General features: G+C 64.5%; 15 protein-coding genes. 8 read left to right on the top strand and 7 right to left on the bottom strand.

Annotated features, from left to right (window positions below; genetic code table 11):
• The first annotated feature begins 131 nt into the window (after positions 1 to 131).
• Positions 132 to 1106, top strand: a complete 975-nt coding sequence (locus ACVWY6_RS02175; protein WP_457535929.1) for a diguanylate cyclase domain-containing protein — start codon at positions 132 to 134, stop codon at positions 1104 to 1106.
• 10 nt (positions 1107 to 1116) lie between these two features.
• Here ACVWY6_RS02175 and ACVWY6_RS02180 read toward each other — a convergent pair whose 3' ends face one another.
• The 3 genes from ACVWY6_RS02180 to ACVWY6_RS02190 all read right to left on the bottom strand — a co-directional run bounded on the left by ACVWY6_RS02180 (position 1117) and on the right by ACVWY6_RS02190 (position 4361).
• Entirely contained in the window at positions 1117 to 1575 is a 459-nt protein-coding gene (locus ACVWY6_RS02180) for a cupin domain-containing protein (protein ID WP_457535931.1), read from the bottom strand.
• 15 nt (positions 1576 to 1590) lie between these two features.
• A complete protein-coding gene (locus ACVWY6_RS02185) occupies positions 1591 to 2994 on the bottom strand; it encodes a sugar transferase (RefSeq protein WP_457535933.1) in 1404 nt (467 codons plus the stop codon).
• Between the two features lie 101 nt (positions 2995 to 3095).
• Positions 3096 to 4361 carry a glycosyltransferase gene (locus tag ACVWY6_RS02190; protein ID WP_457535934.1) on the bottom strand — a complete coding sequence of 422 codons (1266 nt, stop codon included), beginning with the start codon at positions 4359 to 4361 and terminating at the stop codon, positions 3096 to 3098.
• 330 nt (positions 4362 to 4691) lie between these two features.
• Between ACVWY6_RS02190 and ACVWY6_RS02195 the strand changes: the two genes are divergently transcribed.
• The 7 genes from ACVWY6_RS02195 to ACVWY6_RS02225 are packed head-to-tail and all read left to right on the top strand — an operon-like array spanning position 4692 to position 13730.
• On the top strand, positions 4692 to 6458 hold the full coding sequence (locus ACVWY6_RS02195) for a lipopolysaccharide biosynthesis protein (protein WP_400728983.1): 1767 nt from the start codon (positions 4692 to 4694) through the stop codon (positions 6456 to 6458).
• A gap of 2 nt (positions 6459 to 6460) precedes the next feature.
• Positions 6461 to 7195 (top strand): hypothetical protein, encoded by a 735-nt coding sequence (locus ACVWY6_RS02200; protein WP_457535936.1) that lies wholly within the window; start codon positions 6461 to 6463, stop codon positions 7193 to 7195.
• The gene (locus tag ACVWY6_RS02205) at positions 7192 to 9195 is read left to right on the top strand and encodes an O-antigen ligase family protein (protein ID WP_457535938.1); all 2004 of its coding nucleotides are present in this window, start codon (positions 7192 to 7194) and stop codon (positions 9193 to 9195) included. Before ACVWY6_RS02200 ends, ACVWY6_RS02205 begins: the two co-directional genes overlap by 4 nt.
• On the top strand, positions 9192 to 10385 hold the full coding sequence (locus ACVWY6_RS02210) for a glycosyltransferase family 4 protein (protein ID WP_457535939.1): 1194 nt from the start codon (positions 9192 to 9194) through the stop codon (positions 10383 to 10385). Before ACVWY6_RS02205 ends, ACVWY6_RS02210 begins: the two co-directional genes overlap by 4 nt.
• Positions 10382 to 11362: a hypothetical protein gene (locus tag ACVWY6_RS02215; RefSeq protein ID WP_400728971.1), complete on the top strand. Its 981-nt coding sequence runs from the start codon at positions 10382 to 10384 to the stop codon at positions 11360 to 11362. The genes ACVWY6_RS02210 and ACVWY6_RS02215 overlap by 4 nt, the downstream gene beginning before the upstream one ends.
• Positions 11359 to 12504 carry a glycosyltransferase family 4 protein gene (locus ACVWY6_RS02220; protein WP_457535941.1) on the top strand — a complete coding sequence of 382 codons (1146 nt, stop codon included), beginning with the start codon at positions 11359 to 11361 and terminating at the stop codon, positions 12502 to 12504. Before ACVWY6_RS02215 ends, ACVWY6_RS02220 begins: the two co-directional genes overlap by 4 nt.
• A complete protein-coding gene (locus ACVWY6_RS02225; protein ID WP_457535943.1) occupies positions 12501 to 13730 on the top strand; it encodes a glycosyltransferase in 1230 nt (409 codons plus the stop codon). Before ACVWY6_RS02220 ends, ACVWY6_RS02225 begins: the two co-directional genes overlap by 4 nt.
• Here the strand turns inward: ACVWY6_RS02225 and ACVWY6_RS02230 are convergent.
• The 4 genes from ACVWY6_RS02230 to ACVWY6_RS02245 are packed head-to-tail and all read right to left on the bottom strand — an operon-like array spanning position 13711 to position 17745.
• Positions 13711 to 14100, bottom strand: a complete 390-nt coding sequence (locus ACVWY6_RS02230) for a holo-ACP synthase (protein ID WP_457535944.1) — start codon at positions 14098 to 14100, stop codon at positions 13711 to 13713. The genes ACVWY6_RS02225 and ACVWY6_RS02230 overlap by 20 nt on opposite strands.
• A gap of 11 nt (positions 14101 to 14111) precedes the next feature.
• Entirely contained in the window at positions 14112 to 16547 is a 2436-nt protein-coding gene (locus ACVWY6_RS02235) for a glycosyl hydrolase 2 galactose-binding domain-containing protein (RefSeq protein ID WP_457535945.1), read from the bottom strand.
• Positions 16544 to 17503: a DUF1839 family protein gene (locus ACVWY6_RS02240; RefSeq protein ID WP_457535946.1), complete on the bottom strand. Its 960-nt coding sequence runs from the start codon at positions 17501 to 17503 to the stop codon at positions 16544 to 16546. Before ACVWY6_RS02240 ends, ACVWY6_RS02235 begins: the two co-directional genes overlap by 4 nt.
• On the bottom strand, positions 17500 to 17745 hold the full coding sequence (locus ACVWY6_RS02245; RefSeq protein ID WP_030165326.1) for an acyl carrier protein: 246 nt from the start codon (positions 17743 to 17745) through the stop codon (positions 17500 to 17502). The genes ACVWY6_RS02240 and ACVWY6_RS02245 overlap by 4 nt, the downstream gene beginning before the upstream one ends.
• Positions 17746 to 17749: the final 4 nt, after the last annotated feature.

Below are 17749 nucleotides of genomic sequence, written 5' to 3' on the forward strand. Positions count from 1 at the left end.
CGCTCCAATCTGAACGTTAAGATCATCTTTGCTATCCATAATGTCCCAGGTCGTCGCCTTGCGTCACCGCAGAATGAACCGCATGCTCGTTTCTGTTGCATAACAGGCGCTCACTACAGCGTGGAGGCGGGATGTTCGAGGCCAAGAGAAATGACGGTGACTCACTCACCGTTGATTTCACATCGGTTGTGGACTCTCTGGGCACCGGAGTGCTTGTCATTTCCGCACAGGGAGAATTGCAGGCCGCGAATGCGAGCGCGAGGCGCATATTCGAACTCGACATCCGCAGCGACGGAAGCCCTGGAAACGCAAACGATCATTTCCCTCTCGTCGACGCCGATGGCCGCGAGCTCGCGCCAGAAGATCACCCGGACAAAATTGTTGCGCGCACCGGACGTGCAGTTTCCGGCATGGTCGTAGGCTTCGACCGCACCGACGGTCAACGCGTGTGGGTCACCTGCAACGTCGGCCTGGTGAACCCGGCGGACCCGGCCAACTCTGCGATCGCGGCGTCGTTCACCGATGTCACCGCACAGCACGTGGGCCGGGCGATGCTTCAGTACGCGGCCGATCACGACATGATGACCGAGCTGCCGAACCGTGCATGCGTGATGCGCCGACTGAACGAAGTGGTCGCGAACTCCCAGCGGTGCGAACCGGCCGAGTCGACAGTCGTGATGTTCATCGATCTCGACAGCCTCAAACAGGTGAACGATTCGCTGGGTCACGGCGGCGGCGACGTTGCACTGGTGACTGCAGCAAACCGCCTGCGTGGCATCCTGAACGAATACGGCATAGTCGGACGATTCGGCGGGGACGAGTTCGTTGCCGTCCTGTCAGGTATCTCCGGAGCGGACAGAATTGCCGTGCTGTCCAAGCGTGTTCACGATTCGCTTGTGGAACCTGTGATCATCCAGGGTCGCCTTCTTCGTATCCGCGCGAGCGTCGGCATCGTGGAGGTCACCCCGAGTGACATGCGCAGTGCCGAAGAAGTGATCCGCGCAGCGGACACCGCGATGTACGAAGCGAAGTCGGCGGGTGGTGGCCACAGCGTTGTCTACGGGCGCGACTCTTCTCAGCGCTTGCAGCAGCTTTCGAAGGCCTGAGCTGATCGGCTCAGCGCGACAGTAATTCGTTCCCCGCGGGGCGCTCGCGGATACCTTTACCGGTTATGAGGCGCTTCGTCGCCGAGAGTGCCCGCCAGACCGTTCGGACCGGCGCCGGCACGGGTGCTCGCAGTATTGCGTGCTTGCGGACGAAAACCGGTACTTCCCAGGTGGTCTGAGAGCCGGCGGGGAACAGGGCGGCGCTGTTGGGGCCGAGTCGGACCCGGTTGCCGTCCGCGCCGGTCACGATCACCTCGCCCTCGATGATGTGCACCAGTTCATCGCATCCGAACGTCCACCGAAACGTGCCTGCGGTGCAACTCCATACCGCCATGGTGGTGAGGCCGTCAGAGGATGTCACCCATTCGCTCGATTGCGCGACGGGCGCACCGTCGATGATCCAATCGGGATCGATTGGCGCGTCCGCGAGGACAACTCCCTCGAGATCGATGCTCTGAAAAGTGGTCATGCCCATTGCCCCCGTTCACGATCCGGTTCCACGGATCACCGCCCCGACAGTCAGGATGAGTATCCGGATGTCCAGCCACACCGACCAGTTCTCGATATAGAAGTTGTCGTACATCGCCCTGTCGTCGATGCTTGTGTCGCCACGCAGACCGTGGATGGCGGCCCAGCCGGTCAACCCCGCCTTCATGCGATGGCGGTCGCGGTATGACGGCACCGAGTCCTCGAATTGCTGCACGAAGTGTGGCCGCTCGGGTCGTGGACCGACCAGGGACATGTCTCCCTTGACGACGTTCCACAGCTGGGGGAGCTCGTCGATCGAGGTCTTGCGGATGATCTTTCCGACAGTGCCCACCCGCGACGAACGCTGAGCGTTCCAGCTGGTGTCCGAGTCGGCCGGCGGCGCCGGCCGCATCGACCGGAACTTGTACAACGTGAACTGAGCGCCGTTGCGGCCGATCCGGTGCTGGCGAAAGATGATCGGGGCGCGCCGGTCGGAGGCCTTCACGGCCAGCGCGGTGACAGCGAGCAACGGGCTCAGCAGCAACAGGGCCGATGCGGACACCGCCACATCGAAGACCCGCTTGAGAGGCCAGTACCACGTGCGCGCCATGTTGCGGCGAACGCAGGTCAGCGGAATCGTGTGGATGCGGTCCATATCCGTACTGAGATGCACGAACTCGAACAGTCGCGGAACGATGAAGATCTCGCAATCCAAGCCGTCGCATTCACGGAGCGGGGACACCAGCGAGGAATCGGGGGCGTTGCGGAATGCGACGATGACCGTCTCGATCTGGTGCTGCTCGACAAATGTACGAATAGGGATGTCCGAGACAACGGGAACCCCAAAGGTTGTCGGTCCCGCCATCGGGTCACTGCCGATGATCGCGATCGGTTCGACACCGAGCTCGGGGTAGTCGACCACACTTTCCAAGATCTTGGACGCGACGATGCCCCCGCCGATGATGACGGTGCGACTGCGCGCATTGGCGTTGCGCCGCCGTCGTCTGCGCTGAACCGCAAAGTAGAACAGCCGGACGACGAGAAGTACGCCGACCATTGCAACGGCGTGGACGAACAATTCGCCGACATGGGTGTCGCGCTCGAACACGACCGCCGAACTGAAAGCCGCGATGATGCAGGCGGCCACGAGCCCGGGCGCCTCACTCAGCGAGGAGAGGTTGAAGCGGGGGCGATATTTGCCTGCCAATTCGAGAACCACCACAAAGATGGCGGCATCGATCAGTGTGGAAGAGATGGGGCGCACCAACAGAAGATCCGTGATCACGATCGCGACCACGTCGAGCATGACCAGACTGACGTCGATCCGCTGCCGAGGTTTGAAACGATAGCGGCGTCGTGGCAACTCGGCTGTCAATTCACCCCTCTGGATCTGCGGACGCGGCGTCTTCTGCGGCGACATGGCCTCACTTGGTCTCGTTGCACTGCACGTTTGACGATCGATAGCGGCTGGACCGCGTCCCTCTTCCAGGATGCTATACGCCGACCAGCACGGTTGCTGATTCAGCTCAGATCGAATGCCGCGTCATAGCGCCGGAATACGGCGTCACGCGAATAGGTCGATTCAAAATGGGCTCGGGCGGCCTGGGACACCTCGTTGTTGTATCGGGTGGAGGTGAGGTCCACCATCACGTCGGCGAATTCCGCGGGCTCGTCGGCGAGGAGGACACCGTGGGAAGCTCCACTCGTAATTCCCTCGGCCCCAAGTTCGGTCGACACAACAGGTACCCCCCGCCCGAGCGCCTCGATCACCTTCAGCTTGATACCCGAACCGAACCTCAGCGGATTGATGGTGGCGGCAGCCCGTCCGAAGAGTTCGCCGAGATCGGGGACAAAGCCTTCGAGCGAGACGCTTTGCGAGAATCGTTCCGCCGCTTCACGCAGTTCCCTGGATGGCTCTCGACCCAGTACTCGCAGCCTCGCCCCGGGGACCCGTGCGAGCACCAACGGCCATACCGACGTCAGAAAAGAACGCAGCCCGTCGTCGTTGTGTGGGAGCGAGAGCAGCCCGAGAAAGATGAACTCCGGTGCGCCACCGTATTCGCGACGGTGTGTTCCCGGCTCGGCGATCAACGGCGGAATGGATTGCACCTTCATCTCGTCGACACCGGCTCGCCGGATGAGGTGTTCGGCCTCGCGCTGGTTGACCAGGAGGCTGCGCGGGAACAAACGTGCCGCTCGGTCCTCGCTCTTTCGCACCAGTCTGCGTTCGGCACGCATCAAACCGTGCTGGGTGTGCCTCTCGTCGGCAAGTGGACGCAACGCGCGCGGTACGTGGGCGGCGAAGTTACCGAGCGGACTTATCCGGACATCCGGATACCGTCTCGCGGCGTCGAGCATCGCCCGGTACCGCTCGGAGAAAAGGTCGTCGAGGTAGCAGATCTGTCGTCGCGTGCGCTCGCTGCCTGCATATTGGGCCAGGCGGACTGTGTCAAAAATCTCTACATCGGCATCTAGGTTCTGCAATGTGTGGTCGATTTCGGCTGCGACCGAGGCTGATCGGAGCAGTGCTTCCTGCAGGCTCGAGCGACCGGTGGGAACGCGGGTCAGAACATTTCCCAGTGCCGCGGCAGTTGCTGGTTTGGAAAGTGGATGCAGCCGCACCGGGAAATCCTGGGGTCCGACGCCGTCACCGATCAGGACGTAGTGGACGTTCTCCGCGCCGAGACGATCGCGGTAATAGTCGATGATTCCGGCCAGAACCACCTTCTTACCTGCATCGACCGGATAGGGATGCACCGCGCTGACAAGTGCAACCGATTTCGGCATATGACCTCCGTCGCAAGGGAACGACCGAATACTCCGACCATCGGGCGGCGTTGGGAGAGTCGCCGATGAAGTGTCCGAGCCTGGCCTGTATGGAGCGTAGCGGTCTGGTGCGGACAACGCGTCACGGTGTGGACGTTGCCCGGCCGGGCGAAAATCCCGCTCAGCGGCCGGTTTTGAGGTGGCTGGAATTGCCTGAATCGTGCACGGTGCTCCCGCCGATTCCCGCCGGCAGCGACTACCATCGAGGCAGCCCGGCATTCCGGGACAGGCAGGTGCGACTCCCGCGATTGTAGGAATCGGTGGTGGGGAGAGGATTGAGACAGCCGCATCATGCATGGCTCACCTCGCCCGGTTGATCAACTCGATCACGAGAACGCCAACGCGATAACCCTGCCTGTTTTCCCGCCCCTCCCGACGGCGATGTGGGATGCCCAGACCGACGTCCTCGAGCGTGTGGACACGTCCGTACCGGCCACCGGTCGTCAAGCCGCCTGGAATTACCTCGTTTTCGCGCTGAGCAAGAGTTCCACGCTCGTGATGACAATCGTGCTCGCGCGTCTGCTCGATCCCGCCGAGTTCGGCCTCTTCGCCTTTGCTCTCCTTGTGGTGAATCTGTTCGACTTCGTCAAAGATCTCGGGGTCGGCGCTTCTCTGGTGCAGAGCCGTCGCAGGTGGGACCAGATCGCCCCGACCGGCCTGACACTGTCGGTTGTCTTCGGTGTGCTGATCGGCGCCGTTCTGGCCGGTACCGCGGGGCTGACCTCCGAACTGGTCGGCCATCCGGACCTCGAACCCCTCATCCAGGTGCTGGCCATCGGACTCACGATCTCGGCGTTGAGCGTGGTGCCGACCGCATATCTGCGCCGCAACATAGATTTTCGCGGTCGCATCTTCCCCGAGTTCATCGGAGCGCTGCTCAAGACGATCTTGACCATCGGGCTCGCGGTCGCGGGATACGGCGTGTGGAGCCTCATCTGGGGACAGCTGGCCGGCGTCACGGTGACCATGTTGCTGTATTGGAAGGTGGCCGGTTCGACCCTGCGATTCGGCTTCGACGGACCCGAGGCCAAGTCGCTGTTGAAGTTCGGGCTACCGGTCACCGCGGTGACCCTCCTCGCCTTCGGCATCTACAACGTCGACTACCTCGCCATCGGCAGCCGCCAGGGTGACGCCGAACTGGGCCTCTACACGCTGGCGTACCGGATACCCGAACTGGTGGTGCTCAGTCTGTGTGGCGTCATCAGCGATGTCCTGTTCAGTTCGTTGTCGCGGCTGCAACACGACCTCAAGTCGCTGGGCAGCCACTATGTCCAAACCCTCGGTGTGGTCGTGGCTTTGACGGCGCCGATCGGAATCGGCCTCGCGGTCAGTTCGGACGCCCTCATCGCGACCATGTACGGCTCGCAATACGAGGCCGCAGATCCGATGTTGTCGGTGCTGGCGATCTACGCGGTGGTGTACTCGGCGTCGTTCCATTCGGGTGATGTCTACAAGGCGATCGGCCGACCGGGCATTCTCACCTCCATCAATGCCGGCAAGTTCGCGGCGCTGATCGTCCCGATTTGGTGGGCTGCCGGCCACAGCGCGGTATTGGTCGCGGTGGCCTTGCTCAGTGTCGAGTTGGGCCACTTCGTCGTTCGGATGATCGTGGTCCGCCGGGTGCTGTCCCTGTCCTGGAACCAGCTTGTGCCTTCGATCATCCGGCCGGTGGCCGCTGCGGTGGTGATGGGTGCGGCCCTTCTCGGTCTGCACCGGATGATCCGCACACTTCCGGCGCCGCTGGTGTTGGTGCTGCTCGCCTTGGCCGGTCTGCTGATCTATGTGGTGGCGTTGCGATTCACGGCGCCGCTGCTGTTCGCGTCGGGGTACGGCATCGTGATGAAGACGATGGGCAAGAATCCCACCATGACAACGCCGGGCCGACACCGTGCCCCGGCGGGTACACGACCGCGGCGTAGCGAAAACAACGTGGCCCCGGGCCGGCATCGCCGTACCGGACCCGCCACAGCGCGCGCGCTGGTCGTGTCTAATGCAAATGAGCCGCACCGTGGTGTGTCCGGCTCTCAAGGTCGGCACCGCGTCGTGTCGAGGAATTAAGGATGAAGATGATTGCATTCCTGCGAGCGCCCGGCCGTGGAATCGCGGCCCTGTGCGCCGTGGTCGGATTGATACTCGGACTCGCTGCAGCGCTGGTGTATTCGGCAGCCGCGACACCCTCGTACGAAGCGAAGGCGACCGTTGTGATGATGCCGGCGCCGGGAGTCCCGCCCGCCGAGTCGTCGTACTACTGGGAAATCCTCAGCCGTGGGCAGGTCACCCGTACCGCCGCGATCGTGTTGGCAGATCGCCGATGGCTCGAAGAGGCTGCGCAGTCCGCCGGTGTGCCGGCGTCCGAACTGACCCTCACCGCGGGTGCGGTCGCCGACACCACCTTGATCGAGGCCACCATGACCGCGAAATCCGGTGAGGCCGCCGAGAAGGGGCTGGAGAAGGTTCTCCAGGTGGCTTCCGCGGACGCGGCGAGCATTTCCGGTCCCTTTGTCCTGAAAGAGATCTCTGCACCCGGCGGTACTGCGACGTCGACCGGTATCTCGAAGGCGCAACTGATCCCGGCGGCATCGATCGCCGGACTCGTGCTGGGCCTCGGGGTAGGACTGCTGATCGCGCGGACCAGGCGCGACCCGCGTGCTCGGCATGGTTCCGGCCGGCCCGGATCCGGCGGCAACATCGATGGACGTTCTGACCAGAGTCCCGAGGCGTCGCCAGTGGGCCGCCGCGACGAACCGGGCAATGAGTACGCGGCCTATCGACCCACGCCGGGACAGGCTGGATGACCACTCTCCGGCCGGTGATGGACAAGAACGACCCCATCATCTTCCTGATCGGAACCGGCCTGGCCATCGCGGGATCCATCGCGCTGCTCGGACCTCGACCACTGCTGGTCGCCGCGGCGCCGTTCGCGGTTGCCGTCGCCGTGTATGCGATGCGACGGCCGCTCGTGACACTGCTGATCCTCGTGGTGTCCGAGGTTCTCAACCTCGCGGGCATCGTGGCACTGCATGTTCAGTTGCCGGTGTTCCCTGCGTCGCTTGCACTCGGCGCACTGACCATCGGTATCGCGTTGCGCTCGCCCGAGGGCCGAGCGAAGATCAACCGCTGGACTGCCTATTTCGCCGGCCTGGTGTGCATCTACCTTGGGACGCAGGCCATTGCGATCCTGGGCAGCGTCGACAACCAGGAGTCGATGTGGACCTTCCGGCGCATCCTCCTCGACTGCGTGTTCCTGTTGATCGTCCTGATGCTGGCGCAGCTGAGCGAACGACCCTGGGTGATGGTCGCGGCCATCGTTCTACCGCTCGCCGTGTTGTCGTTGCTCGCCTTGGTCAATCAGGTGGTGTTCAGCGGAACCATGTCCTTCGGCGGCTTCTCCACCGTCACCGAGGCCTCCGGTGAACTCACCACCACGTTGCGGTACGGCGGGCCACTTCCCGACTCGAACTTCTGGGGTCGAAACCTCGTGATGGGCATGCCCCTTGCGTGCGCGTTGCTGACCCGGTCGATCCGCCGCAACGATCGCATTGCGACGGCACTGTGGGGTGGTTCGGCAGTCGCCCTCCTGATCGGTGTGTACCTGACGCAGTCGCGAGGCACCTTCCTCGCCGCGGCCGTCGGCGTGCTGGTCTGGATCGTGGCGAGCGGCCCGGCCGTCCGGCGTTGGAGCCTGGTCGCGGTACCGTTCCTCGCGCTCGTGCTGGTGATCCCCGGTGTGGGCAACAGGTTGTCGGCGTTGGTCAATGACGTGTTCGCCGCCGACGTCGACTACGGGATCGACCCGTCGATCCTGGGACGCAAGGCTGCTCAGGAGATCGCGTGGGCGATGTTCGATGATCGCCCGATGTACGGCTTCGGACCCGGCACCTACTACACCCGGGTGCCCGAATACGCGGGGACAGTGGAAACAGCGGTGGTGCATCCCACCGACGCCCCGCACAACCTGTACGCACAGCTCGCCGCCGAGACCGGCATCGTCGGCCTGCTCGGTTGGTTGATCATGGTGGGTGGAGTGGTCGCCGTGGTGATCCTGCGGATGGGCTCGGTCACCTCCGGCAACCGTCGCACACTGCTCGCCGCTGCGCTGGCGGCAGTGATCGCCTGGTCTGCTGCGAGCATCTTCCTCCACCTGGCCTACTTCCGGTCCTTCGCTCTCGTCATCGCGCTGGCGGCGTTCTTGGCGTCGACGGGAGGTCCGGTGAAGGCGCGGTCTCTTGTCCGCGGTCGACGAACTGCGGTGGTCGTCTGCGGTTCACTGGGCCTCGGAGTCGTGGTCGCCGGAACGGTGTTGTGGTCGACGGCTTCTCACGACACGACGGCCAATCAGCAGCTGATGCTGTTACCTCGAGGCGATTCGGGTGATACTTACTTCGGATACGCGCTCGACATACGTTCTCGCACCCCAGTTCTCCCGACCTACTCGGCGATCATGAGGTCTGCCGACTCGCCGGCCACCGTGGCCGCTGACCCAGTTCGAGGAGTGATCACCATCAGCCTCACCGACGCGGACGCCGCGACAGCCGAGACCCGGCTGAGGTCCGCTGTGGAAGAGGCACGCGAGCGGGTTCGTGCGGTGGGTGCCGATGACGAATACTCCATCGTCAACGTCGGGAATCCGTACGAGACGTCGCACACGGAACATTCGGTGACCTCGGTACTGCTGGCGTTGGTTCTGGGCACAGGTGCGGCCGGCGCAACAGCGGCGGTGCTGCGCCGAGTCCGTCGGCGGCCCGCCGGGGACGTGCGGCCGGGCGAGCAGGATCTGGTCGGGACGCAGCGATGACAACGCGCCCGATTGTGCTGGTGGAGTTCTCCCCATCAGGTGGATTGTTCCAATTCGCAGTGCAATTGGGTGATGCGATGTCGGAGGCGGGACGGCCGGTTGTGCTCATCACCGGGCCCAGACCCGAGCTGACACCGTCACGCGGTTTGACCATCCGCCCGCTGCTGCCGACGTGGCATCCCGCAGACGACACCGTGCGGCCGGCGTGGTTCTCGGCGGCCCGCCGTGTGCTGCGTGCCGGGCAACTCGTGCTGGCGTGGTTGGTACTGGCAGTCGCACTCGTCCGTATCCGTCCCGGCGCCGTCCTGTGGTCGCACTGGCGCTTCTCCTTCGAGCCGATGTTCGTGGTGATGATCACCAAGATCGTGAGAAATGCCGTCTTCGGGATCATGGCGCATGAGCCGTTGCCGAGGTCGGACGCGAAGGACACGAGCACGCCGAAGTCGGGAATCCTGGTTGACAACGCCTTTTCGGCCGCGTGGCGGCAGATGGACGTCGCGTTTGTACTGGGGCCGCGCACCCGGGACCTGGTGCTCGAACACTTCGATCCCGCCGGCCCGGTGATCGTCATCCCGCACGGCGATGAACGTGCCCTACGCACATCGCATGTCCTCGCGCCTGTTTCGGAGTCCGGTCAGGTGGCGCTCTTCTTCGGTACGTGGACCGCCTACAAAGGCATCGACGTCCTCCTCGACGCTTTTGCCATCGTCCGAGCCGATCTACCCGACGCCCGGCTGGTTCTCGCCGGGGCGGTCGGCGCCGACATCGACCTCGACAGCCTGCTGCGGCGGGCCGATGAGATCGGGAACATCAGCACACACGCCGGATACATTGCGGTAGAAGAGGTCCCGGCCATCGTCGAGTCCGCCCGCGTTGTCATCACGCCGTACATCCGGGCCAGCCAGAGCGGTGTCGCCCACCTCGCTTACACCTTCGGGCGCCCAGTGATCGCGACCACCGTCGGAGATCTGCCCGAGGTGGTCCGCGACGGGGTGACCGGGTTGCTGGTGCCGCCCGGTGACGCGGTGGCCCTTGCCGGGGCAATGATCGAGTTGCTGACCGACCCGGTCCGCTCACGTGAACTCGGCGACGCCGGCCTGCAGCGGTTGTCGCAGGCATGGGATGTGGCCGCCGGCACCGTCATCGAATCGCTGGATGAAGCAATGGTCCGAACAGGGAGAGGTAAATGAGCCGTCACCCCATCGCAAGGCACCTCAACATCCACATGACGTGGCGAGTTGCGCTCATCTGCTCGCTTGTCGCGATGATCGTCGCGTCCACGGCCGTGCTGGTCTTCAGGTCTGAGAATCCGTCGAACGGCGCGTCGCTGAGCAAACCGTTCGCCACCAGCAGTCCGTGGAACACCGCGATCTCATCGAACGCGGCACTCGATCCGAACAGTTCGGCCATGAGCGCCTACGCGTCCCGGAACGGGCGGATGTACGCCTCGATGAGGGAGTTCGGGATCCCCATCTACGCGGCCGATGCGCAGACGCCGAAATATACGGTGCAGTGTACCCAGCAGGGTTGGGGCACATGCCCTTTCAGTGGGTACCAGGTGCCGATCCCCAATGGCGCCAAACCGCACACCGGCAGTGACGGCGCGATGGTGGTCGTGGACCAGGGCGCCAACCGGATCTACGAGTTCTGGCGCGCAAACCAGTCCGGGAGTCAGTGGACAACCCAGTGGGGCGCGATCAACCGCCTGGACGGCTCCGGATGGGGCGGAGCGAGCACGGGTTCGGGCGCATCGCGCCTTGCCGGGGTGATCCGGCTGGCCGAAATCCGCAACGGGGTGATCCCGCACGCACTCGCGGTCCAGACCGACAACATCTGTGCCGGGATCTTCCGTAGCCCGGCAATCAAGACCGACGGTCCGTCAACGCGTTCGGACTGCATCCCCGAGGGTGCGAGGCTACGGCTCGACCCCACGCTCAATCTGAGCACGCTGAACCTCGCCCCGGGCGTGCGTGCGGTGGCAAAGGCCATGCAGCAGTACGGGGCATACGCGATGGATGTCGGCGGCACGTCGCTCAGCGTCGCTTTCGAGTTGGATACCCAGGCGCCCGCCGGTTCCATCGGGCAGGTGTACACCAATGCCGGCTTGCGATGGGATTATGACGGGATGGAGTCGATACCCTGGAAACGCCTGCAGGTCCTGAGGTGACCCGTCCACTGCGTGTGCTGTTGCTCATCGATGCATTCCGGATGGGAGGGGCCGAGACGTTGCTCGCGCCACTGGCCGTCGCTTTCCGCGACAGTCCGGTGGAGATGGAGTTCGTCAGCGTCCTGTCGTCGACCGCCGATGCCGACAAGACCACCGAGATCCTGACCGAAGCGGGAATCAAGACCCGGGCCCTGGGCATCAAGCGTCTGCTCGATCCCGGCGCGCTGCCCAAGCTCGTGCGCGAGATCAAACAGTCGGACTTCGACGTGGTCCATGCCCACCTCGAGATGGCGATCACGCTTGCGGTGCCCGCCGCGGCCATCGCCCGACGACCGGCGATCTGCACGTTTCACCATGTGGCACGCCCACTGTCGGGTCGACAGGGTGCCCGGGAGCGACTGGCGGTGGCAGCCGCGGACAGGTCGTACCGCGCACTGTTCGTCTCCGAGGCGTCGCGGGAATCGTTTCAGCAGCAGTACCGTCCCCAGGGACTCCCGGGGAACTGGGATGTGATGCACAACGGGATCAACATCGCCAACTTCACTCCCGGACAACCTGACCCGACTGTCAGGCAGGAACTCGGAGGCGCCGAGGGGCCGCTGGTGGTGCTGCCTGCCGCGTTCCGGGACTTCAAGGGAATCCCCGTTGCCGTCGAGGCGTGGCCGAAGGTTCTCGAGCGCTTCCCGACGGCAGTGCTGTCGCTGGTCGGCGGGGGAGAGCTGGAAAAAGATCTCCGTGACCAGGTCTCGCAGCTCGGTCTACAAGACTCGGTTGTCTTCGCCGGGGTGCGGTCGGACATGCCGAATGTCTACCGGGCCGCGGACATCGTGCTGCTGCCCTCGACGCATGGCGAGAACCTGCCGACGGTGCTGATCGAGGCCATGGCTTCGGGCCGCGCACTGGCCGCCTCGAGGATCGGTGGGATCCCCGACATCGTCGCGGACGGATCCACCGGACTTCTGTTCGAGCCCAACGATCCTCAGGCCCTGGCCGACACCCTGGGCGAACTCATCGCCAATCCCGGTCGGCGTCAACAGCTCGGTGATGCCGCGGTCCTGCGCGCCCGTAGCGAGTTCTCGGCCACGTCCTGGGCGCAGCGGTTGCACGAACTGTATTCCGAAGCGGCAGAACGTAGAAAGTGAGCAAGCCCGAAATCGTCTACATGGTGTCGCGGTTCCCGCGGACATCGGAGACGTTCATCGTCCGCGAGCTCGATGGTCTGGCCGGTCTTGGTCGATTTGATGTCTCGGTGCGGTCGTTGTTCCCGTCGCCGGACACCGCAGTGCATTCGGTGGCCGAGCGATGGGCGGCGGTGCTGGTGCGGCCCGGAGCTGCGGCGATCACGCGTGGAGTGTTCTGGGCCCTGGGGCGGCACCCGCTGGCCTTCCTCGGTGTCCTCGCGACCGTGATCGGTGAGCACCTGCGGGCACCGCGGCTCGGCGCCCGGGCCCTGGTGACCACCGCGATCGGATGTGCACACGCGAGGGACCTCGCCCCGAGATCCCGCCGAGCGCACATTCACGCGCATTACGCGACGTATCCGGCGTTGGCGGCATGGGTGTGCCACCGTCTCACCGGCATCTCGTACAGCTTCACCGCACACGCCCACGATCTGTACGTCGACCAGGTGATGCTCTCCCGCAAGGTGTCCGATGCTGGGCTGGTGGTCACCATCTCGGACTTCAACCGGGCGATCCTGACCGGGCTGCACACCGGGACAGATGTACACGTGGTGCATTGCGGCATCAACACTTCCGGCTACCGATTCGAGCCGCGGGTGATTCCCGCACAGGGCCCGATACGTGCCGTGTGTGTGGCTTCGTTACAGGAGTACAAGGGTCACGAGGTGCTCCTGCGTGCCCTGGCCACGGGCGGCCCTGGCGTCGATCGCATCCAGCTGGACCTCATCGGAGACGGGCCACTACGAGCCGAGCTCGAACAGCTCAGCGTCGAGCTCGGTCTGGCCGACCGCGTCCGATTCCTGGGCGCTCAGACGGAAACCGTTGTGGCCGAGAAGCTGGCGGCCGCCGAACTGTTCGTGCTGCCCAGCGTCGTGGCCGCAGACGGGCAGATGGAAGGTCTCCCGGTCGCGTTGATGGAGGCACTGGCCTCGGGCCTGCCGTGTGTGTCGACCTCGCTGTCGGGGATTCCGGAGATCATCGTCGACGGGGTGACCGGACGTCTTGCCCGGCCCGGTGACGCGCAGGACCTTCGCGACGCGCTCGAGTCGGTGGTGTCCGGTGGGGTAGACGTCGCCGGGTTCGCCGCCGCGGGAAGGGCACTCGTCGAACACGACTTCGAGCTCCGCACCACCGTCGAGAAGCTGGCCGATCTGCTCGAACCGGTCTTCACGAACCGGCGAGACTGACCACAACCACAGCCATCGCGTGACAGTCGGTGTGCGACAACGACAACTGTGCTGTTGTCCACCTGGCCTGCGCGGCACGATCGGCCATCGACCCGTGCAATTCGACCCGAGGCGTCTCGTCGATCATCACCACCTCGATCTCCTGCATCGGTGTCGGGATGTCGGTGTCGGCAAGGGCTTTGATCACGGCTTCCTTGGCGGCGAATCTCGCGGCGAGCCGATCGACACGGCCGGCGCAGTACGCTACCTCGGCTGCGGTGAACACCCGATCGAGAAACCTTCCGCCGAAGTGGGACAGTGAGTTCCGCACCTCGTCGAGGGCCACGAGATCGCATCCGATGCGGGTGCCCGGCGGGAGATCCATGTGCATGTGCGGCGCATTCAGCGAACGTCGGCGGCAAAACGAGTGACGGTCGGAGTGTCGATCGAGGTGACCGAACCCTTGGGAGGCCTGCCGGGGTGGTCTCGGGAAGCGGTGAGCAGTACCCGGTATGGAAGGCCCGCAGCCAGGTGGAAGTAGTTGTCCGCAGGCCGCCATCCCGGCACGTCGACCTCCACGTACCGCAGAGTGGTGCGCGACAACAGTTCCAGCCACCACCGACCATCCGCCAGGACGGCTTTCGCATCCAGTTCGATGATCCCCTGGTGTGCCGTCGAACGGATGACGTGGACATCGCGCGCCACGACAACGTCTTTCACAATTAAGGTCGCCTGCACCGCGTCTGCCACCGGTTCGCCGAACCCGTAGGCGTGGGCCAAGTCGGTGAACCTGCCAGACAGATCGGAGTCGCGCAGCGTCGTCGACGAATGCGCATCGACGGACACCGGCCTGCGGGCCTCGGTCACCGGGTGGCCGGACGAGTTGGTGGCGATCAGTTCGATGGTCCCCTCGAGGGGATCCGGTTGGTCGTTGTAGACGTCGATACGAACTCCGGAAAGACCCGCGGATGCGAGGCGGACCGCCACAGGCGACCACAGTCGCGCGAGCGCTTGGAGAGGCGCCTTCGGTTGCCCATCGATGTCGATGAGTCCCCATCCCGCGCCCGCACACAGATCTTTGGACGACAGCACCAGCGCGCCGTCACATCCGGAGTCGTGCCGGCGCCAGAACGCATAACACTCGAGCATCGCCTCGGCCACGGCCAGCCGCCCCAGCTGCAAATAGCGTTCGGGATCAGTCCTGCGCACCATCAATGGATCGACGTCGAAGACCTCGGCCACATAGTGGTCGCGCACGTCCTCGAAGTCCCATGACGCTCCTCGGTCCCGCGGAACCCCCGATTTCCAGCGTGGATCGTGGCCGGCGACCGCCGCGCCGGAAAAGTGGCGGTCCACTGCGTCCGCAGACGGCGGGATGGCAAACGCCAAGCTCTCGGCTGCGAATCGGACACCCGCTGTCTTGACGTCGGCCAGAGGGCGCAGGTATCCACCGACGCCGAACCAGTGCGTCACACCGGAATCCGGACGGATCGCGAGGTCGGTGCTGCCGGGGGGCGACGATGGGCTGGCGACGACAAACACCGCGTCGGACTCTGCCGCGACCACGAGCGACAACGCTCTCGACAGAGCCGAGACGTCGCGTTGCTCGGCCGCCAAACCCAGCATCTCCGGCTGCTGGATGAGTTCGTTTCCGCCGCTGACCACAGCCAACGCAGGGTTGCCCGACACCGTCCGCAGAAGCTCACGCATCTCGGCGCACAGCAAGTCCTGGACGTCCTCGGGTGGGTCGAAGGTCGCCTGCATCGTGTCCTGCCACACCAAGATTCCGAGATCGGCGCAGTACGACCAGAACTCCGCGTCGGGGAATACCGTGCCACCGGGTACGCGGAGCATGGTGGTACCGGCGTCCGCGAGCAGCTGGAGGTGCTTCTGTGTGGTCGCGGACGGACTGGTCAGTCGAAGTGGGTCGGGTGGCATCCACACCGCACCCCGGCAGAAGATGTCGATGCCGTTGACAGCGATGGAAAAGCCTTGGCTGCCGGAGTGTTCATGGGCGCTGGTCATCTCGACGGTTCTGAATCCGAAGTCGTTCTCGCACAGAGGTTGTCCGGCCATGGTCACGATGGCGGTATAAAGGCTCTGATCCCCGTAACCGCGGGGCCACCACAGCGCCGGTTCGGGCACTGTTGCCGAGACCGTGAACTGCCCATCGGAGTCGGCGGTGGCCGCGCCGACCGTGAGCTCGGTGCCCTTGTGGCGCACGGACATCGAGACGTCGCCTGGGCTCGGTGCGACACCATTCACAGTCACCCGACCGGAGCGCGGATCGGCCTGCACCACCACGTCGCGGGCACGGCCGAGATCCCGTAGGGCCACCGGGCGCCAGAATCCCACTGCAGGGGATACCCCGGAGTACACCGGGGCGCGACCGATCAACGTTGTCCGCAACCACCGAAAGCCCTGCGCTGCAACCAGACTTGATCGCCACCGACCGCGTGGTCGACGCTTGCGCAGCACGGCGTCCAGGGCGGGGAAGTGCACCACCAGCCGGTTGTCGCCGGCGGGAACGGCCACCGATACCGGTAGGAACATCGATTCGACCTCGGCCACCGGGCGGTCATCGAGATAAACCGTTGCCGGCGCGGTCACACCCGCGAAGTCGATCCACGAGTCTTGCGCCGTCTCGATCGTGGTCGTGAACCACCAGTCGGATGCATCGACGTTGTCGCCCCATCGCGACAGTGCCTGGTCCACGGCCCCTACAACGGTGGCATCCTCCACGTCGACGGCGTCGGGCCAAAGGTCCTGCACTTCTTCGGAAGTCATGGCCGCACCGGGTGTGGTGCCCAAGAGCTTCCACCCGGTGATCGGACTCATCGCGCTACGGCGTCCGCGACGGTCTGCATGGCCGTGGCCCATGATCGAGCCATGTTGTCGAGACCCTCGCCGACGTCCACCTGGCGTCCGCGCGCGGCCCGAGCCATCTTGAACTGAACCGCCTTCGCTCCGGCGGCCACGTCGAGAAATGGCCCGACCGCTTCAGCAGCCCCTGGTGCCGGACCGGCCGCGAGGTGGCGACTGAGGTCTGCTGCCAACTCGGCGGTGGCGCCGCATTGACGCAATGTGGCGAAGGCCCACAGGTGAAAGGTCTCCATCCCGGCACCAGGAAGCCACGCGACGGCCTCCCGGACACCGTGGCCGAGGCGCTCCACCGGATTACCCGGTGCCCGGCGCGCCAGATGCTCGCGAACGATGGGCACGAGCGAATCCTCGTGGGCTCGTTCAGGAAAAGATCGAATCTGCTCCACGTAGGGCAGTAGTGAACCCTCTTCGGTCCCGGCGAGACCGAATATTCCTGTGAAATCAGCTCCGGAGAGGGAATGAATCCCGGAATTGTGGATATAGCTCATGGTCTGCGTGGATCGATCAACAGATGTCGGAATGATCGTGGTCTTCACATGATTCCGGTGGTAATCGGTGCCGGCGGTGTCGGGGAGCCACCAACTGTCGACTTCGACCGTATGGAGAATGCCGCGGCCAGGACCGCTTTCGATGGTCTCCAGCAGTGGCAGCCACACGTTCTCTTCGGTGACTTCGAGGCCGTAGAGTCGCCGGATGTCTTCTGGGGCGACCTTGAGGAAGCTCCATTGCTGACCGTCGTGGTCGGCTGAGAGCGCGCAGGCGAAGGCCGGTACCGGATCGTGGCCGAGCGCATGGAGCAATTCGATCCACAGGTCGACATAGCAGTTCGTCTCAGGCCAGATCCGGTCTCCGCTGTGAGAGAAGTGGGGCTGAGTGGTGTTGCTGATCGTCAGCGCCGCCGGCAAGCTCACGCGACACCGGCGAGAAGCTTGCTCACCACCGCTTCGAGGTTGCTGACCGTCGCGAATGTGGCCTTCTTCAGATCTTCGTCGGGGAACTCGACATCGAACTCGTCCTCGAGCGCCAGCATCACGTTCACACTCGCGTGCGAGGTCAGGCCCAGCTCGTAAAGGTCTGCGTCGTCCTCAACCGACTGCGCGTCCACGGCGAGTCTCCCGTGTGCCGCGAGGATGTCGCGAATCTGATCTTTCACCGAC

The sequence above is a fragment of the Williamsia sp. R60 genome (genome assembly GCF_054063855.1).